The sequence below is a fragment of the Halomonas sp. 3D7M genome (genome assembly GCF_014897885.1).
In the GTDB taxonomy this organism is placed as follows: domain Bacteria; phylum Pseudomonadota; class Gammaproteobacteria; order Pseudomonadales; family Halomonadaceae; genus Vreelandella.
Map to the genome: position 1 here is coordinate 45,415 of NZ_JABUZF010000264.1, position 18,388 is coordinate 63,802.

Annotated in this window: 17 protein-coding genes and 2 tRNA genes; 14 read left to right on the forward strand and 5 right to left on the reverse strand. The window is 52.9% G+C overall.

The genetic code is table 11. The features are described from left to right. Window positions 1-290 precede the first annotated feature (290 nt). Both fdxA and mutS read right to left on the reverse strand, forming a co-directional pair. Complete coding sequence (gene fdxA / locus INT22_RS17270; RefSeq protein WP_009722190.1) at window positions 291-614, reverse strand: ferredoxin FdxA; 324 nt, start codon at window positions 612-614, stop codon at window positions 291-293. A 155-nt stretch (window positions 615-769) separates the two neighbouring features. Then, window positions 770-3,337, reverse strand: a complete 2,568-nt coding sequence (gene mutS / locus INT22_RS17275) for a DNA mismatch repair protein MutS (RefSeq protein ID WP_193061513.1) — start codon at window positions 3,335-3,337, stop codon at window positions 770-772. A 161-nt stretch (window positions 3,338-3,498) separates the two neighbouring features. Between mutS and INT22_RS17280 the strand changes: the two genes are divergently transcribed. The 8 genes from INT22_RS17280 to INT22_RS17315 all read left to right on the forward strand — a co-directional run bounded on the left by INT22_RS17280 (window position 3,499) and on the right by INT22_RS17315 (window position 10,520). Next, a complete protein-coding gene (locus tag INT22_RS17280; protein ID WP_193061512.1) occupies window positions 3,499-4,032 on the forward strand; it encodes a CinA family protein in 534 nt (177 codons plus the stop codon). An 89-nt stretch (window positions 4,033-4,121) separates the two neighbouring features. Further along, window positions 4,122-5,183 (forward strand): recombinase RecA, encoded by a 1,062-nt coding sequence (gene recA, locus INT22_RS17285; protein ID WP_193061511.1) that lies wholly within the window; start codon window positions 4,122-4,124, stop codon window positions 5,181-5,183. Window positions 5,184-5,225: 42 nt separating this feature from the next. Next, window positions 5,226-5,687 carry a regulatory protein RecX gene (locus INT22_RS17290; protein ID WP_193061510.1) on the forward strand — a complete coding sequence of 154 codons (462 nt, stop codon included), beginning with the start codon at window positions 5,226-5,228 and terminating at the stop codon, window positions 5,685-5,687. Window positions 5,688-5,856: 169 nt separating this feature from the next. Continuing rightward, the gene (gene alaS / locus INT22_RS17295) at window positions 5,857-8,466 is read left to right on the forward strand and encodes an alanine--tRNA ligase (protein WP_193068643.1); all 2,610 of its coding nucleotides are present in this window, start codon (window positions 5,857-5,859) and stop codon (window positions 8,464-8,466) included. Between the two features lie 97 nt (window positions 8,467-8,563). Beyond that, entirely contained in the window at window positions 8,564-9,814 is a 1,251-nt protein-coding gene (locus tag INT22_RS17300; protein WP_193061508.1) for an aspartate kinase, read from the forward strand. Between the two features lie 194 nt (window positions 9,815-10,008). Then, window positions 10,009-10,197, forward strand: a complete 189-nt coding sequence (csrA, locus tag INT22_RS17305; RefSeq protein ID WP_009722197.1) for a carbon storage regulator CsrA — start codon at window positions 10,009-10,011, stop codon at window positions 10,195-10,197. A gap of 124 nt (window positions 10,198-10,321) precedes the next feature. Further along, window positions 10,322-10,414: transfer RNA gene (locus tag INT22_RS17310), tRNA-Ser, on the forward strand. A gap of 29 nt (window positions 10,415-10,443) precedes the next feature. Further along, window positions 10,444-10,520, forward strand: a tRNA-Arg gene (locus INT22_RS17315). Window positions 10,521-10,671: 151 nt separating this feature from the next. On the opposite strand, the gene INT22_RS17320 is transcribed toward INT22_RS17315, so the two are convergent. After that, on the reverse strand, window positions 10,672-11,670 hold the full coding sequence (locus tag INT22_RS17320; protein WP_226912853.1) for a tRNA dihydrouridine synthase: 999 nt from the start codon (window positions 11,668-11,670) through the stop codon (window positions 10,672-10,674). A 127-nt stretch (window positions 11,671-11,797) separates the two neighbouring features. On the opposite strand from INT22_RS17320, the gene INT22_RS17325 reads away from it, so the two are divergent. The 3 genes from INT22_RS17325 (at window position 11,798) to INT22_RS17335 (ending at window position 15,298) form a co-directional block, all read left to right on the forward strand. After that, window positions 11,798-12,055: an OadG family protein gene (locus INT22_RS17325; RefSeq protein ID WP_089039064.1), complete on the forward strand. Its 258-nt coding sequence runs from the start codon at window positions 11,798-11,800 to the stop codon at window positions 12,053-12,055. 93 nt (window positions 12,056-12,148) lie between these two features. Then, window positions 12,149-13,963: a sodium-extruding oxaloacetate decarboxylase subunit alpha gene (gene oadA / locus INT22_RS17330; RefSeq protein ID WP_193061507.1), complete on the forward strand. Its 1,815-nt coding sequence runs from the start codon at window positions 12,149-12,151 to the stop codon at window positions 13,961-13,963. A 12-nt stretch (window positions 13,964-13,975) separates the two neighbouring features. After that, window positions 13,976-15,298: a sodium ion-translocating decarboxylase subunit beta gene (locus INT22_RS17335; protein ID WP_038481690.1), complete on the forward strand. Its 1,323-nt coding sequence runs from the start codon at window positions 13,976-13,978 to the stop codon at window positions 15,296-15,298. A 116-nt stretch (window positions 15,299-15,414) separates the two neighbouring features. Here INT22_RS17335 and INT22_RS17340 read toward each other — a convergent pair whose 3' ends face one another. Together INT22_RS17340 and INT22_RS17345 are read right to left on the reverse strand one after the other, a co-directional pair. Beyond that, window positions 15,415-16,041, reverse strand: a complete 627-nt coding sequence (locus INT22_RS17340; RefSeq protein WP_193061506.1) for an IMPACT family protein — start codon at window positions 16,039-16,041, stop codon at window positions 15,415-15,417. A 27-nt stretch (window positions 16,042-16,068) separates the two neighbouring features. Then, on the reverse strand, window positions 16,069-16,467 hold the full coding sequence (locus tag INT22_RS17345) for a LexA family protein (protein WP_089039060.1): 399 nt from the start codon (window positions 16,465-16,467) through the stop codon (window positions 16,069-16,071). 260 nt (window positions 16,468-16,727) lie between these two features. Between INT22_RS17345 and ccmA the strand changes: the two genes are divergently transcribed. From ccmA to ccsA, 3 genes are all read left to right on the forward strand, one after another. Continuing rightward, window positions 16,728-17,348, forward strand: coding sequence for a cytochrome c biogenesis heme-transporting ATPase CcmA (gene ccmA, locus INT22_RS17350; protein WP_089039059.1), 621 nt, complete (start codon window positions 16,728-16,730; stop codon window positions 17,346-17,348). 48 nt (window positions 17,349-17,396) lie between these two features. Then, window positions 17,397-18,095, forward strand: a complete 699-nt coding sequence (ccmB, locus tag INT22_RS17355) for a heme exporter protein CcmB (protein WP_172422509.1) — start codon at window positions 17,397-17,399, stop codon at window positions 18,093-18,095. Window positions 18,096-18,109: 14 nt separating this feature from the next. Beyond that, a partial coding sequence (gene ccsA, locus INT22_RS21360) for a cytochrome c biogenesis protein CcsA (protein WP_446718960.1) occupies window positions 18,110-18,388 on the forward strand: 279 nt, incomplete at its 3' end.

Consider the following 18,388-nt stretch of genomic DNA (forward strand, 5'->3'; position numbering starts at 1 on the left):
GTTGCCGTTTTGGTCTGCTTGAGTTGTGATGGCTTTCTGCCACAATGCATTCAGGACAGGGGAGGCAAGGATGCTTCAGGCAGGATGCAACGGGATGCAGGTCAGATACGCTAGGTGACACAGTGATGTGGGTTCTGGCAAGGATGTTATCTGAGGAGTTTGACACAGGGAGTGGTCAGAGGAAGTGCTTGGAGCGGGCGGCCTACGGGCCGCCTTTTTTTGTATGCCCAGCCCGTGGCACACAAAAAAACCAGCGCGAACGCTGGTCTGAAAATGCGTGGCTTCTAAGATTAGCGTTCGAGCTTCTCCAGCTTACCTGTTTTGCCATCCCACTCTTCTGCATCGGGCAGCGGATCTTTTTTCTCGGCAATATTCGGCCATACATCGGCTAATTCAGCATTAATTTCTATAAACTGCTCTTGGCCATCCGGTAGCTCATCTTCTGAGAAGATAGCTTCTGCGGGGCACTCCGGTTCACACAGGGCGCAGTCAATACACTCGTCTGGGTGAATGACCAGGAAGTTGGGGCCTTCGTAGAAGCAGTCGACCGGGCAGACTTCAACACAGTCGGTGTATTTGCACTGGATGCAGTTCTCGGTAACGACAAACGTCATCTTGCTATCCCTCTTGCGGGACCGGGAGCTTCCCGGTCGTGGTCAATAGTTAATGGTTATAAATCGGCCGTTTCTTATAAGATAAAACAGTATGGGCGACATTCTAGTGGTGCCCTTACGCGGCGGCAAGCGCTCATGGCTTTCCTTTCATACCATTACAGTAGCTCTCGCCACTGATATAGCAGCGCTAGCGCTTCGCGGGGTGTTAAATCGTCTACATCGGCCTTGCCTAACGCTTCCACCACCGGGTGCGGTGCGCTGGCGAACAAGTCGTTTTGTTGCGGTGCTGTAGAAGCGCCGCTTGGGCGCTGCAACTCATCCACATCGCGCTGCTCGAGGGCCATTAGTTTTTCACGGGCTCTGCGTATCACATGGTTGGGAACACCTGCCAACTGGGCTACCTGTAAGCCATAGCTCTGACTCGCAGGACCCGCTTCGATACGGTGCATAAACACGATGCTGTCGCCGTGCTCGGTGGCTGTTAGGTGAATATTTGCCACACCCTCGGCTTGTTCCGGCAGTGCGGTCATTTCAAAATAGTGCGTGGCAAATAGGGTGAGTGCCTTTGCTTCGGCTAGGTATTCAGCACTTGCCCAGGCCAGTGAAAGGCCGTCAAAAGTGCTGGTACCACGGCCAATCTCATCCATTAACACCAAGCTATGTTCGGTAGCATTGTGCAAAATATTAGCGGTTTCGGTCATTTCTACCATAAATGTAGAGCGACCACCCGCTAGATCATCTGACGAGCCTATGCGGGTAAAAATACGATCTACAGGGCCTATTTCAGCGCTATCGGCGGGTACGAAGCTGCCGCTATGCGCCAACAGCGCGATGAGCGCGGTCTGGCGCATATAGGTTGATTTACCGCCCATGTTGGGGCCGGTGATAATCAGCATGTGCTGATCAGGTGTTAGCGTGACATCGTTGGGCACAAACGGTGTATCGCTGACATGTTCGACCACGGGGTGCCGTCCAGCGGTAATTCTAAGGCCAGTGGCATCCCGTAGCTGGGGCCTTACCCAATTGAGTGCCTCAGCACGCTCGGCAAAGGCGCAGAGTACGTCAAGTTCAGCCAATGCCCGCGAGGTGTTTTGCAGTGCGTGAAGCGCCGCGTTGAGCTCACCCATCAGGCGTTCGTAGAGCCACTTCTCACGCGTGAGGGCTCTGGACTTGGCCGAGAGTGCTTTATCTTCAAACTCTTTAAGTTCTGGAATAATAAAGCGTTCAGCATTTTTTAGCGTTTGACGACGGATGTAGTCGGCGGGCGCCTGCTGAGCCTGAGAGCGAGGTAGTTCAATAAAGTAGCCATGAACCCGGTTATAGCCGACTTTTAAATTGGCCAGGCCAGTGCGTTCGCGCTCGCGCAGCTCCAACTGCACTAAGTACTCACCGGCATTCTCAGCCATGCCACGGTGCTCATCTAGCTCGGCGTCAAAGCCGTTCGCAATCACGCCGCCATCGCGAATGACTACCGGAGGATTCTCAACCAACGCGCGAGTTAAGGTATCGGCTATTTCTGGGTAGGGGCGAATGTGAGGTTTAAGACCATCGATAGCGCTACCACTATCAATTTCGCTTAGCAATTGCTCAAGTGCGGGTAGCGTTACCAGGGCGTCGCGCAGGCGCGCCAAATCCCGAGGGCGCGCGCTATACAGTGCGACGCGGGCCAGGATGCGCTCGACGTCGCCTACATCACTCAACGTATCGCGTAGCGGTAGGTAAGCTGCTTCAATAGAGAGCAACGCCACGCCAGCGTGACGTCCTTCCACGACATTACGCTGGCGCAGCGGGCGGTTAAGCCAGCGCTTTAGTAATCGCGAACCCATCGCGGTGGTGCAGGTGTCTAACACGCTGGCCAGGGTGTTATCGCTGTTGCCGCCGAGATTAATATCAATTTCCAGATTGCGCCGACTGGCCGCGTCAATCACTACGGCATCATCGCGGTTTTCGACGCTAATGGCCGTTACGTGGGGCAGTCGTGAACGTTGGGTGTCTCGGGCATAATCGATTAGTACGCCCGCCGCGATGAGTGCGCTGGTTAAGTGCGCACAACCAAAGCCGCGTAAATCCTGGACTTCAAATTGATCGCACAGGCTGCGCGTGGCGCTGTCTAAGTCAAACAGCCACTCCCCTTGGCGTCTTAGGCTGCGCTTTTGTGACCATGCGTCGGGCAAGGTCAAGCTTTCGGGCACTAACAGTTCGGCAGGCGACAGGCGGGTTAGCTCTGCCTGCATCTCGGCTTCACTTTCTACTTCCAAGACATTGAAGCGCCCACTAGAAAGCTCCAGCCATGCAAGGCCCCAGCCATCTTTGCCGGGCGCAACAGCGACCAGCACGTTATCTCGGCGAGCATCCAGTAAGGCTTCATCGTGAAGCGTGCCAGGGGTGACAATGCGCACTACTTGTCGATCAACGGGGCCTTTGCTTGTGGCAGGGTCGCCGATTTGCTCGCAGATAGCGACGGATTCACCAGCTGACACCAAACGGGCTAAATAGCCTTCAGCGCTATGGTAGGGCACGCCTGCCATAGGAATAGGTTTACCGCCTGATTGGCCGCGCTGGGTAAGGGTGATATCCAGCAGCATTGCGGCGCGCTTGGCATCATCGAAAAATAGCTCGTAAAAATCCCCCATCCGGTAAAACAGAAGTACCTCTGGGTGATCGCGTTTGATCTTAAGATATTGCGCCATCATTGGCGTATGAGCGGGGCTGGCCTGTGACATGGGCGTCCTGGTTGAGCGTTGCGCAAGCAGTCTCAGCTTGCGGCATGTTCTTTGGCAGTTACTTTAAACGACTTCTTTGGGCAATTTCTTTGAGCAATTTCTTTGAGAAAGTTAAACACGGTATTCTACGCTGAACTGAGGTCTCACATGAAGGAGTCACCATGGCACCTAGCGTTTCAAGCCTGAAGAATCTTGACCTATCACTGCTCGCTCAGCGGTTGGGAAGGCTGTGTCAGCAGCTTGGGGTTGAAGTTTCCACAGCAGAGTCCTGTACAGGCGGCGGTATCGCCAGCGCAATTACCTCTGTGGCAGGTAGCTCTGCGTATTTTACAGCAGGCTACGTAACCTACTCCAATGCTGCTAAAACGCGTATGTTGGATGTGCCCGAGACGCTTATCGAAGCCCATGGCGCGGTCAGCGAGCAAGTAGTTAATGCAATGGTTAAGGGGGCTTGCTTAGCAAGTGGGGCTGATTTAGCGGTTGCCGTCAGTGGGGTGGCGGGCCCTGATGGTGGCAGTCAAGAGAAGCCTGTTGGTACCGTATGGCTTTCCTGGGGCAGTGCAGAAAGCCAACAGGCAGCGTGTTTCCACTTTCACGGCGACCGACAGGCGGTACGCGAACAAGCCGTACGTGAAGCATTGGCAGGCCTAGTTGCGCGCTTGACGGCCCAGGCCAACGGCAGTGAAAAGAAATAAACATTAAATATGGTGCTGAGGATTTGTTTAGCCGCTAATCTTTGGCATACTACTGGCTAATTATACAGTTTGTAATGAGGAATTTCTGCATGGCTCAGGATGACAACCGCACCAAAGCGCTAAATGCTGCACTTAGCCAGATTGATCGCCAGTTTGGTAAGGGGACCGTTATGCGCCTTGGCGATGCACCGCGCGTAATAATGCCGTCTGTCTCCACCGGTTCATTGGGGCTTGATATTGCGCTTGGTATCGGCGGGTTGCCGTTTGGGCGCGTATGTGAAATTTATGGCCCAGAGTCATCAGGTAAAACGACTCTGACCCTGTCAGTCATTGCGCAGGCGCAAAAACAGGGCAAAGTATGTGCGTTCGTCGATGCAGAGCACGCTCTGGACCCAAGCTATGCAGAAAAGCTCGGGGTTAATCTAGACGACTTGCTGGTTTCCCAGCCTGATACCGGTGAGCAAGCGCTGGAAATTACCGACATGTTGGTACGGTCCGGCGGGGTAGATGTGATCGTGATCGACTCCGTGGCTGCATTAACGCCGCGTGCTGAAATCGAAGGCGAAATGGGCGACTCCCACGTTGGTCTTCAAGCACGCTTAATGTCTCAGGCATTGCGTAAAATTACCGGTAATATCAAAAACGCCAATTGTTTAGTGGTGTTTATCAACCAGATCCGCATGAAGATCGGCGTAATGTTCGGTTCGCCCGAAACCACGACCGGCGGTAATGCGCTTAAATTCTACGCCAGCGTACGCCTGGATATTCGGCGTACAGGCTCCGTAAAATCGGGTGATGAAGTTACTGGTAACGAAACCCGTGTGAAGGTAGTTAAAAACAAAGTGGCGCCGCCATTCCGCCAGGCTGAGTTCCAAATTCTCTACGGTAAGGGTATCTACCATGCGGGCGAGGTGATTGATCTGGGCGTCCAGTGCAGCTTGGTAGACAAGGCGGGCGCGTGGTACAGCTATAAAGGCAAAAAGATTGGTCAGGGCAAAGCCAATGCAGCTCAGTATTTAGAAGAGCACCCTGAAACCATGGAAGAGATTGAAGCGCAAATCCGAGCGCAACTGCTTGCTCCCCCGGATGTAAAAAAAGAAGAAGCTCCTGAGGCAGATGTTGCCGCTGAGAGCGATGATGATTTGCTGTAAGCCTCTTTATGATGCTGTTCTCTAAACCGTTGAGTAAACGCTATGTTTTCTTCCAGCGGTGAGTTAACGCCGCGTGAAGTAGCGATTCAAATGCTGTCTCGGCGCGAGTACTCTCGTGCTGAGCTAGCGCGCAAGTTGCAGCAAAAATCATTTCAGCCTGATGAGATTGATGTCTGTCTGAATAGCTTAGAAGAGCAGAACTTACAGTCCGATGAACGTTTTGCTGAAAGCTTTATACGTTCACGGATTCTTCGTGGGCAAGGGGTTATTCGCATTAAGGGCGAACTGCGCCTGCGGGGCGTAGATCAAGAAACGTCAACGACGGCTTTTGCCACAGTAGAAGAGCGCGAGGCCGTAGATTGGTTTGAGCTAGCTCGCGATACCTTGGCTCGGCGCTTTTCCTCGCCAGGTGATACTCCCAAAGAGCGTGCTAAACGCGAGCGTTTTCTCGCCACACGCGGCTTTAATTTTGAACAAATCCGCTACGCGTTGTCTTGCTTGTAACTTCCCTTATATAAGCCTTCTCCGGGTGTTTTTTCACCCTCTGTTTTAGTTCTGCCACTAACTGCGGCTTTAGTCGTTTGACAACTGCGTTATAATGCACCTTTTGCGACCCCAGCGGGTGGCGGCGATAGCGCCCTGGGGCATCATGCTTTCTTGTCACGGATACCCTATGAAAAGCGCAGAGATCAGACAGGCCTTTTTATCTTTTTTTGAAAAGCAGGGGCATACTATTGTGCCCACCAGCTCTCTAGTGCCGGGCAATGACCCGACGCTGCTCTTCACCAATGCAGGCATGGTGCCCTTCAAAGACGTTTTTCTTGGCCGTGACCCGCGACCCTATGTACGCGCCACGTCAGCCCAGCGCTGCGTGCGTGCTGGCGGTAAGCACAACGATCTAGATAACGTTGGCTACACGGCGCGTCACCACACGTTTTTTGAAATGCTGGGTAACTTCAGCTTTGGTGACTACTTTAAGCGTGATGCCATTCGCTTTGCCTGGACATTTCTGACGGAAACGTTGGGCCTGCCCAAAGAGAAGCTCTGGGTCACGGTGCATATCAGTGACGATGAAGCCGAGCGTATCTGGAAAGATGAGATTGGCATTGACCCTGAGCGTTTCTCAAAGCTTGATGAAGATAATTTCTGGCAAATGGGCGACACCGGTCCTTGTGGCCCCAGCTCTGAAATCTTTTTTGATCATGGTCCAGAAGTATGGGGTGGCCCGCCTGGCAGCCCTGAAGAAGATGGCGATCGCTACATCGAAATCTGGAACCTGGTGTTCATGCAGTTCGATCGTGATGCCGCTGGAACATTGAATCCGCTGCCTAAGCCTTCTATCGATACGGGAATGGGCTTGGAGCGGGTGGCTGCTGTAATGCAGGGCGTTCACTCCAACTACGAGATCGATCTGTTCCAAAACCTGCTGAAAGCTGCTGCTGAATCGACAGGCCATGGTGACACCACGACGCCTTCGTTACGCGTGATTGCCGACCATATTCGCTCTTGTGCCTTCTTGATTACAGACGGCGTTCTGCCTTCCAACGAAGGGCGCGGCTATGTGCTACGTCGGATTATTCGCCGGGCGATTCGCCATGGGCATAAACTGGGTGCTTCCGAGCCGTTTTTCCACAAGCTGGTAACCGCACTAGATGCTGAGATGGGCGACGCCTATCCTGAATTGCGTGAAGCGAGCGAACAAATTACCCGCGTGCTGCTTAAAGAAGAGGAGCAGTTTGCTCGCACGTTGGACCATGGCATGGGGCTGTTGAATGCGGCGCTTGAAGAGCTGCAGGGTGACATGCTACCTGGCGAAACCGTCTTTAAGCTTTACGATACCTACGGTTTCCCCTTCGACCTGACGGCGGATGTATGCCGTGAGCGTGAAGTCACACTGGATGAAGCCGGTTTTCAGCGCGAGCTAGAAGCGCAACGTGAACGTGCGCGGGCGGCCAGCCAGTTTGGCGCTGACTACAGCGCTGCTATTGACCTGGAGGGTGAAACCCAGTTTACAGGTTACGAACATCTGGCCGACCAAGCGACAGTTACTGCCATCGTGGATAGCGAAGGTAATGCGTTAGCGGCTCTGGAAGCTGGCCAGAAAGGCACTGTTGTACTGGACCGTACGCCATTCTATGGTGAATCGGGCGGCCAGGTGGGCGACACCGGTTACTTATATGTTGATGGCGGTCGCTTCCAGGTAACCGACACGCAGAAACAGAGTGGCCACCACCTTCACCAAGGCATTATGGTCGATGGCGCGTTGAGCGTCGGCGCTAACGTGCGAGGCGAGGTGGATGCCAGCTTGCGTAGCGCGACCATCCGTAATCACTCGGCGACTCACTTGCTGCATAAAGCACTGCGTATGGTGCTGGGTGATCATGTTCAGCAAAAAGGCTCACTGGTAAACGCAGAGCGCCTGCGCTTTGACTTTAGCCACTTCGAGCCGATGACCGCAGAGCAAATAGCGGAAGTAGAGCGGCTGGTAAATGAGCAGATCTTAGCGAATGCGCCGACCAAAACGGAGCAGATGAGCCTTGCAGAGGCGAAGGCAAAAGGGGCGGCCGCGCTATTTGAAGCTAAGTATGCCGATAACGTGCGGGTGCTGACCATTGGCGCTGATGACTTCTCTATCGAGCTGTGTGGTGGTACTCACGTGAACCGTAGTGGTGATATTGGTTGTTGCCATGTGGTGAGCGAAGTAGGTATCGCTTCTGGCGTGCGTCGTATTGAAGCGATTACCGGTGAAAATGCGCTGGCTTACTTCCGTGAGCAGGAAGCTCGTGTTCAGCGGCTTGGCGAACGACTGAAAACCAAGCCCGAGCAAGTGGAAGCTCGGGTTGAATCGCTGGTTGAGCGTAACCGCGCGCTGGAAAAAGAGCTTGAGCAACTTAAAGCGAAGCTGGCAAGCGCTGCGGGCAGTGACATGCTTAGCCAGGTGCAAGAGATCAACGGTGTTAAGTTACTGGTCACCCAGCTTGAGGGTGTTTCGGGTAAAGATTTACGTGGCGTACTTGATCAGTTGAAAAACAAGCTTGGCTCAGGCGTTATCCTGCTTGGGGTTGCGGATACCGCGGCAGGTAAGGTGAGCTTGATTGCTGGGGTTACCCAGGACTTAATCGGCCGCGTAAAAGCGGGTGAATTAGTCAATCATGTGGCTTCGCAGGTAGGTGGAAAGGGTGGTGGTCGCCCGGATATGGCTCAAGCGGGTGGAAGTTTACCCGATGCCTTGCCAGCAGCATTAAGCAGCGTGCCGGCTTGGCTGGAAAATACGCTTAGCTAATTACAAAGGCCGGTGGCACTATTTGCTACCGGCTTTTTGTTAAATAGCAATAACAATACTCACTCTCCATTCCCGAACCTATAGGAAAAAACGGCATATGGCATTATACGTACAGAAGTTCGGCGGCACCTCTGTGGGCTCTGTCGACCGTATCAAGGCCGTGGCGGAAAAGGTTAAAGGCTTTCGCGATCAAGGCCACCAAGTTGTAGTGGTGGTGTCCGCGATGAGCGGAGAGACCAACCGCCTGACGGATATGGCAAACGCAATCAATGATGACCCAGCGCCGCGTGAAATGGACATGCTGCTCTCAACGGGCGAGCAGGTGACCATTTCGCTGATGGCAATGGCGCTTCAGCAGATAGGTGTTTCTGCTACTTCTCATACGGGGGCTCAAGTCGGCATTCACACCGATAGCGCCCACACCAAAGCACGTATTCGGCGCATTGAAACCGATGACCTGAAAGCTGACCTTGATAAAGGCAAAGTGGTTGTGGTGGCTGGCTTCCAGGGTGTCGATGAAGACGGCAATATTACGACGCTTGGGCGTGGTGGTTCTGATACCACAGGTGTTGCGCTTGCTGCGGCGCTTGGTGCTGATGAGTGTCAGATATACACCGATGTTGATGGTGTTTACACCACAGACCCTCGCGTGTGTTCCAAGGCTCAGCGCCTTGAGAGCATTACCGTGGAAGAGATGCTTGAACTCGCAAGCCTGGGCTCCAAAGTTCTACAGATTCGCGCCGTCGAATTTGCGGGCAAGTACAACGTACCACTTCGCGTGCTGTCGAGCTTTGAAGATGGCCCCGGCACCCTAATTGTTGCAGACGCAGACCAAGACGAGGACGCTATGGAAGAACCGCTAATCTCCGGTATCGCTTTTACTAAAAACGAAGCTAAATTAACCCTGTTGAATACGCCTGATGTGCCAGGTGTCGCGTCGCGTATTCTTGGTCCTATCGCCGATGCCAATATCGAAGTCGATATGATTGTGCAAAACGTGGCGCCTGCTGGTGATTACACCGACTTCACCTTTACCGTTGCTAAAGGCGATTACAAAGCGACCAAGAAGTTACTTGAAGAGACAGTAATTCCTGACTTGGGTGGCGGCGAGCTACGTGGCGATGACAACATTGCCAAAGTATCGCTTGTGGGTGTTGGTATGCGCTCTCATGCCGGTGTTGCTTCTAAAATGTTCCGTGTTTTGGCCGACGAGAACGTCAATATCCGTATGGTTTCCACGTCTGAAATTAAAATTTCCGTCGTTATTGATGAAAAGCATATGGAGCTTGCGGTTAATGCCTTGCACAAAGCATTCGGTTTAGATAGGTCTGATATCGAATCTGAATAACAATTGCGCACTAAACCTTCTACGCTGAAGGATACTTGCTGCCGTGTGGTGGTGAGCTTTCTTTCAACGGGAGGTTAGGGTGTCATAGGAGCTTGAGCCATTGGTGGTGGCGGCACCCATACCGCATAATAGTGTGGTGCCGCTTTGAGCGGACACATCCCGTTGTATAAAAACGTCTGAGAAGGAGATCAGCCATGCTCATCCTAACCCGCCGTGTCGGCGAAACACTGATGATAGGTGATGAGATCACCGTTACAGTGTTAGGTGTGAAAGGTAATCAAGTACGTATTGGTGTTAACGCACCAAAAGACGTTGCGGTTCACCGTGAAGAGATTTACCAACGCATTCAGCGTGAACGCAACAGCGAAAGCGAATCTGAGTAAATGGTTGTCTGTGTTGCGTCTACTACAAGGCGTTTAAGCGGTAACTACGGAGCGGTGCGAAAAAAATTGGCGTAGGGCTGGACAGCAGTCGTCAAAATCGGTAATATTCGCGCCGTGCCGTTGAGGAGAGGTGGCCGAGTGGCTGAAGGCGCTCCCCTGCTAAGGGAGTATAGGGTTTATAGCCCTATCGAGGGTTCGAATCCCTCTCTCTCCGCCAACTGCATAAAGCAACATCAATTTGGATAAGCGCCCGTAGCTCAGCTGGATAGAGTACCTGACTACGAATCAGGGGGTCGGAGGTTCGAATCCTCCCGGGCGCGCCAAATTCGAAAAACCCGCTTTCTATTGAAAGCGGGTTTTTTCTTTTCTAGCCTGGCCATGGTGGCTCGTACTTTGGTCTTGCGATCGTTTAAAGCGCCCTTCTGTGCACAGCAGAAGGGCGCTTTTTTTATTCTAATTTAATGCCGAAGCGACTTATGCGGGCTCGCAGCAAAGTGATGTGCTGGGAATCAGGTTGTTAAGCAGTGTATCGAGATCCGTAAGGCGTTTCAGGCGCTGAAAGTGATGATTCGCTTCGCTATTGCCTTGGCGCATTTGTGCTAGCCACTGCTTGACGAGTGACACTACTACTCGATCTGGTAGTTGTCGCCGCTGTAAGTCGGCGTATCGCTTTAGCACGTTGGCACGCATTGTCCAGGTGGTGTCAGGGAGGCGCTCTCCTGTGCGCTGCCAATGGCGTATGCGAGCTGCAAGCCATGGGTCTGAGAGAGCGCTACGGCCAAGCATGACATCCTCGCAACCTGATAGCGTGCGAGCCTTCCAGTAGTCCTCTAGTGTCCAAATATCGCCGTTTGCAACGACAGGGATTGATACCTGGTGGCGAACTTTGCCAATCCACTCCCAATGTGCAGGTGGGCGATAGCCTTCATCTCGTGTGCGGCCATGGACAACAAGCTGTGCAGCGCCGCCAGCTTCTGTGGCCTGGGCGCAAGCGACTGCTAAGCGACGATCAGAAAAGCCAAGGCGGATTTTAGCCGTCACTGGAATTTCGCCGTCTAATGCTTCGGCGACCGCTTTTACGGCGCGATAGACGCGATCTGGCTGGCGAAGTAGCGATGCGCCACCATCATGACGATTAACCAGTTTGGCGGGACAGCCAAAGTTAAGGTCAACGCTGATAGCGCCCAGCGAGAGCGCCTGTTGCGCATTGCTGGCTAGCGCCACGGGGTCTGATCCCAAAAGCTGCAAATGCACGGGAACGCCGCTAGGGGTGGCGACGCTGCCTGCTGACAGTTCGGGGCAATGTTTATAGAACACGCGAGGGGGGAGTCGTGTGTCGACCACCCTGACAAACTCAGTCACTGCCCAGTCAAAACCTGCCTGCTGAGTCAGTAAATCACGCGTTAAGGCGTCGATGACACCTTCCATAGGCGCTAGGCCTATCCTGCCTTTATGTAGTAAATTAACAACCATGACTTCCACTATGGCGCGATTGCAATCTATCCTGGATGTGGCAGGTTAGTGTATTAGCCTCACTGCGCCAAGCGCCTTTAGAGGCTATTGGTGTGCCGAAAAGCATTTGAAAGAGGGGGAATGCGGTATGCAAGAGTCAGAGTTGCTCCAGGAAGGGCTTGCCCTTATGGGGTTGGGTATGGGTTTTGTATTTGTTTTTCTTACGGTTTTGGTAATTAGCGTTACGCTAATGTCGAAGTTGATTAGCCGTTTTCAGCCTGCTCCTATAGCAGCGCCAAGCGGTCGAAATAATGCAAAACCATCTGCACCGAAAGGCCAGGATGATGAAGTCAGGGCAGTGATTAGTGCTGCAGTGCACCGTTATCGTTCTTCGCGCCGTAAGTAAGGCCCTAGTTTTGTAGCTATCCTACCGCTCAATTACTATTTATTTTGTTAAATTTACTACAAATCCATAACGTGAAAATTGTGAGCCACGACCATGAATGAAACAAAACGTCCTCTGGGGATCACTGATGTTGTTCTTCGCGATGCCCATCAATCGCTGTTTGCCACCCGTTTGCGTCTTGATGACATGCTACCGATTGCCGAAAAACTCGACAATGTTGGCTATTGGTCATTAGAGACTTGGGGTGGAGCAACGTTTGATTCATGCATTCGCTATTTGGGTGAAGACCCTTGGGAGCGTATTCGGGCACTGAAAGAGGCGATGCCGAATACACCTCAAGCGATGTTGTTGCGTGGCCAAAACTTATTAGGCTATCGCCACTACGCCGATGACGTGGTTGATAAATTTGTCGAGCGCGCCAAGACTAACGGGGTTGATGTGTTCCGCGTGTTTGACGCGATGAATGACCCGCGTAATCTTGAGCGTGCTATCAAGGCGGTTCGCCAAGTAGGTGGACATGCGCAAGGCACCATCTCTTATACGGTTAGCCCGGTACATACCCTGGATAGCTGGGTAGAGCTCGCTAAAACCATTGCCGCAATGGGCGCTGACTCACTGGCTATCAAGGATATGGCGGGGCTTCTGACGCCTTATATTGCCTATGATCTTGTCACGCGGTTGAAAAAAGAGCTGTCTATTCCCGTTCACTTGCATTGTCATGCGACTACCGGGTTGTCGACCTCGACAATTTTGAAAGCCGTCGAGGCAGGCGTCGATAATGTCGATACTGCGATCTCTTCCATGTCCATGACGTATGGTCATAGTCCGACTGAGTCTGTCGTGGCCATGCTCAAAGATACCGATCGTGATACCGGCCTTGACCTGGAATTGTTGGAAGATATCGCCAGCTATTTCCGTGAAGTGCGCAAAAAGTACGCGGTGTTCGAAGGCTCGTTGCGCGGTATTGACTCACGCATTTTGATTGCCCAAGTGCCTGGCGGCATGCTCACCAACATGGAAGGCCAGCTTAAAGAGCAGGGCGCTGGCGATAAGCTAGACGACGTGTTGAGTGAAATCCCCCGCGTACGCGAAGACCTTGGCTTTATTCCTCTGGTGACGCCGACCTCCCAGATTGTGGGTACTCAAGCTGTGATGAACGTCATGATGGGCGAACGTTACAAGTCCATCTCCAAAGAAGTTCAGGCACTGTTAAAAGGTGAGTACGGCTCCGCGCCCGCGCCGTTTAATGCTGAGCTGCAAAAACGCGTGCTTGAAGGCGGCGAGCCGATCACCTGCCGCCCGGCAGATAACTTGTCGCCAGAAATGGATCGACTAGCTGCCGAGCTTAAAGAAAAAGCGAGCGCAGACAGCATTCGTATTGCCGGCGGCGAGCAGGGAATAGATGACGTGCTGACCTACGCGCTGTTCCCGCAAATTGGTCTGAAATTCCTTAAAAATCGTGACAACCCGGATGCCTTCGAACCTGCCCCTCAAGTGGCTGAGGCGAAAAGCGCTAACGTACCGGCAAAAGCCGCAAACAAAGCGCCAGCGGTTTCGAGTGGCCCGGAAACGTACACCGTTAAGCTCAATGGCAAAGCGTTTGTAGTGGAAGTGTCTGAAGGTGGCGAGATAGGCGCGGTGCAGGAACAGGCGGCAGTGAGTACTAACGCACCCCAAGAGGAAACGCTTGCATCTAGTGGAGAAAGCATTGATGCACCGCTTGCTGGCAATATCTTCAAGGTCAATGTACGCCCGGGTGACCAAGTAGCGGATGGCGATGTGGTGATTATTTTGGAAGCCATGAAAATGGAAACCGAAGTGCGCGCCAGTAGTGCCGGTACCGTATCGAAAGTTAACGTCAGCGAGGGTGACAGCGTCACCGTCGGCGATTCGCTGATCGAGCTTTAAGGGCATTTGGCAATGGAAAAACTAATTACCTTATGGGAGGGCTCGGGGCTTTATAACCTTGAGCTTGGTCAGGCGGCCATGATTTTGGTAGGGCTTGGGCTGCTCTATCTTGCCATTCACAAGAAGTTTGAGCCGTTGCTGCTGGTGCCAATTGGGTTTGGCGGCATTCTTGCCAATATCCCTGAGGCGGGCTTGGCAATCTCAGCGCTCGATCAAGCGATTGAGGTGGCAAAACCTGCTGTGCTGCAGCAGATAGCTTCCGTACTGGGGGCTACCCTTGATCCATTAAGTGGTGTAGAAGCTTGGCGAGAGTCGCTTAAAGCGATTGCCCACGACGCAGCGGCTCCCGATCAATTACGTGCGGCAAAGGATATTGCGGTTGGCGTAGGTTATAGCGATGGGATGCTCTATAACTTCTATAAAGTAGCGATTGCCTCTGGTATTGCGCCACTGATTATCTTTATGGGCGTGGGGGCCATGACCGACTTCGGCCCGTTACTGGCTAACCCGCGGACGCTCTTTTTAGGCGCGGCTGCTCAGTTTGGCATTTTTGCCACACTGTTTGGTGCTGTGATGCTGACCTCGCTGGGGGTGATGGACTTTTCCCTTAATCAAGCGGCCGCCATTGGTATTATCGGCGGTGCTGATGGTCCAACGTCTATTTATGTATCAAGCGTATTGGCTCCTGAGTTGCTGGGTGCTATCGCAGTAGCGGCGTACGCCTACATGGCGCTGGTGCCGCTGATTCAACCGCCGATTATGCGCCTGCTGACCACGCAGAAAGAGCGTCAAATTAAGATGACGCAGCTGCGTCCGGTATCCAAGCTGGAAAAGATCGTTTTCCCGCTGATGCTATTGATTGCCGTCGCGCTTTTCCTACCTGATGCAGCGCCGCTGTTAGGGATGTTCTGCTTTGGTAACTTGATGCGTGAGTGCGGTGTGGTTGAGCGCTTATCGGATACAGCGCAAAACGCTCTGATCAATATCGTGACGATTATCTTAGGGCTATCGGTTGGTTCCAAGCTGATGGCAGATAGCTTTCTGGCATTCGAAACGCTGGGTATCTTGGGCCTGGGTATTGTGGCGTTTGGTATTGGCACGGCCGCAGGCGTGTTGATGGCGAAGCTGATGAACCTGGTCAGCAAAATGCCGATTAATCCGCTGATTGGTGCCGCAGGTGTTTCGGCAGTGCCGATGGCCGCGCGAGTGGCTAATAAGGTTGGCTTGGAGTCGAACCCGCATAACTTCCTGCTGATGCATGCCATGGGCCCTAATGTGGCCGGTGTTATCGGTTCTGCTGTTGCAGCGGGTGTGATGATTAAATATTTAGGCTAAAACCCGCTAGCAGTACCATTGCGCAGTTATCGTTACGTAATGGTTAGCGACTAAAACGCGGCTTACCGAGCAATTGCTCGCGTAAGTCGCGTTTTTTTGTCAGCGATATAATAATCTTATTGTGGCGGCACTTTTTGAATATCGAGGGCTGTCTTTAGACGATTTTCAAGCGTAGTGAAATTTAAGGCCTCATCTCTTGGCCAGCCAATCGTGAGGCATACGCCGTTGCCATCGTACTCTGCCTGTTGGACGGGAATTTTCTGCTCGTCACACCAAGCGCGCGCGACGGCTTCATGGGCAAAGTTGACACGCAGCTGGTAGTTATCCCGTTCGACGACTTCGCGGGTAGGTAATGTTTCAATCCCGGCGTTAACCGACTGTGCGTAAGCTCGGGCGAGTCCACCCGTGCCCAACTTGGTGCCACCAAAGTAACGAATCACCACACAGCCTATTTCACCCATCTGGCTGCCGAGCAAAGCTTGATACATGGGCCTGCCGGCTGTGCCGCCGGGTTCGCCATCATCAGAGAACCCTATGTGCGTTTGTTCACCAGGAGGGCCAGCAATAAAGGCCGTGCAGTGATGACTTGCGTTGGGGTGAGCGGTTTTTGCTGCCTGCAACATTGCATGATAGTCAGCAGTGTTGGGTGCATGGCATATCCACGTGAGGAAGCGACTTTTTTCAACCTCAATTTCAGCGGTATGCCATGTGGCGGATGCTAGGTCTGGAACTCGGTAACGCAATCGATGCTCCCTAAAGCGGGTGGCGAATTAGTGGTGCCGAGTGTTGTTAGCGCCATGCTCGACGCCCATTACCATTCCCAGCACTTGAATATCACAATTATGCAGGAAGACGGCAGGCATGGCTGCATCTTCGGGCCATAAGTGAACGCCAAGTCGACTAATGGAAAGTTGCTTTAGGGCAACTTCTCGCTGGTTTATCGTCGCGATAGCGGTTTCTTGATGGCTACCTTGTTGATAGCGGCGAATAATGATGACATCGCCATCGAATAGATTGCATTCACGCATTCTGTTGCCGCGCACGCGAAGCGCATAAGTGTTGCGCCGCGTTACACGAGGTGCCGAATAAATAGGGCGACCTGTATTCGACGTCGTTTGAGATAGCGCATGTTGAGTTATGTTCAAGGGTGTTGGCATTGTCATCGTCATGCAGTTTTCTCCAATGCAGCGCCCGCTCCCTAGGCGTGTAATTGAGCAGATTGCTGTGTTTATAATCGGTAATGTTTTTTCATACAGTGTTTGTAGTATAGACCTGTTTTTGCATACAGTGCTAGTGCTCTGCATTGCCTATTGTTCTTAAGCGAAGATTGGTTGAAGTGTGATGCGACCCCTGACCGCAGAGAGCGACTGGCGAGAAAGGGGCTTTCCGTGTAGAGTTCGACGCAAAATCTACGTGCCTGGAGATATCCTTGAGCCTCTGCCTACAAGCCCGACAGCTAGCCTGTGAACGCGATGATCGTTGGCTGTTTGAGGGGCTAGATCTTGATATTCAACGTGGCGAAATAGTGCGTATCGAAGGCCCTAACGGGAGCGGCAAAACGACACTGTTGAAAATTCTTTCAGGCCAGTTGAGCGACTACCATGGCGACATTTATTGGAATGGCGACTCAATGCGCGAGGTGCGTGAACATTTTCTCGCCAATCTACTCTATTTAGGGCATGCCCCTGGCATAAAAGCGGGGCTTTCTCCGCTGGAAAACTTAGCGTGGTACCAAGCGCTTAGCGGCGAAAAAGGCGACGATTACCAGCGTGAAGAAGCGCTGGCACAGGTTGGACTGAGTGGCTTTGAGGATGTACCCGCCGGGCAGCTTTCTGCTGGGCAGCAGCGGCGAATTGCCCTTGCGAGACTGACGCTTACTAAGCGGGCATTGTGGGTCCTGGATGAACCTTTTACAGCCATTGATCGCCACGGAGTGGCAGCATTAGAGGCGCAGCTTGTTGCGCATGCCAACGCGGGAGGCTGTGTGTTAGTGACGACACATCATGAGTTAACCGCATCATCCGTGCTTAGGCGCGTTCAACTGGGGTAGAAGGAGACAGCGTTGCCAAGCTCACACGCCACGACAGGCATCCCAGAAATGTCGATGCATGCGCCTTCCGGTGGGCTCATGGTTGCCATTAGTGCCACCTTTAAGCGAGATCTAACGCTGTTGCTACGTCGTCGTGGTGAGGTGCTTAACCCATTGGTGTTCTTTGCCTTGGTGATTACGCTCTTTCCGATCGGCATTTCACCTGATCCCCAGTTACTGGCAGAAATAGCGCCTGGGTTGCTGTGGGTGGCGGCATTGCTAGCGGCATTGCTTTCTCTGGATAGTCTGTTCCGGAGCGACTACGACGACGGTAGTTTGGAGCAGCTACTGTTAGCTCCTCAGCCGCTGGCGGCGCTTAGCCTGGCAAAAGTTGCTGTTCACTGGCTGCTGACAGGACTGCCTTTGGCACTTATGGCGCCGATTTTAGGTATCATGTTGGCACTTCCTGCCGGGAGTTACATGGTGTTAGCGCTATCGCTGGCATTGGGAACCGCAAGCCTCAGCTTGATTGGTGCGATTGGCGCAGCGCTGACCGTCGGATTAGCTCGCGGCGGTGTATTGCTGTCACTGCTGGTGCTGCCGCTCTATATTCCAGTGCTTATTTTTGGTGCTGGCGCCGTGCAGGCCGCTATTTTAGGCGATGGTATCGCGGCGCATCTTGCTATTTTGGGCGCACTTTTAGCGATTTCGTTAATGCTAGCACCTTGGGCTATTGCCGCCTCGCTACGCATCAGCATCAACGGTTAAAGGACGAAAACACCATGTGGGCCTTTATAAATAAACTGAGATCACCCAAGTGGTTCTACGCGATTAGCGCCAAGCTTCAGCCCTGGTTCTGGGCAGCGGCGGTGCTCCTGTTGCTGCTGGGAAGCGTCTGGGGGCTGGTATTTGCTCCCGCGGATTATCAGCAGGGCAATAGCTTTCGGATTATCTATGTCCACGTTCCTGCCGCTTTCCTAGCACAATCCATTTTTGTCTCAATGGCAATTTCAGGCTTGGTATTTATGGTCTGGAAAATCAAAGTAGCCGATATGGCAGGC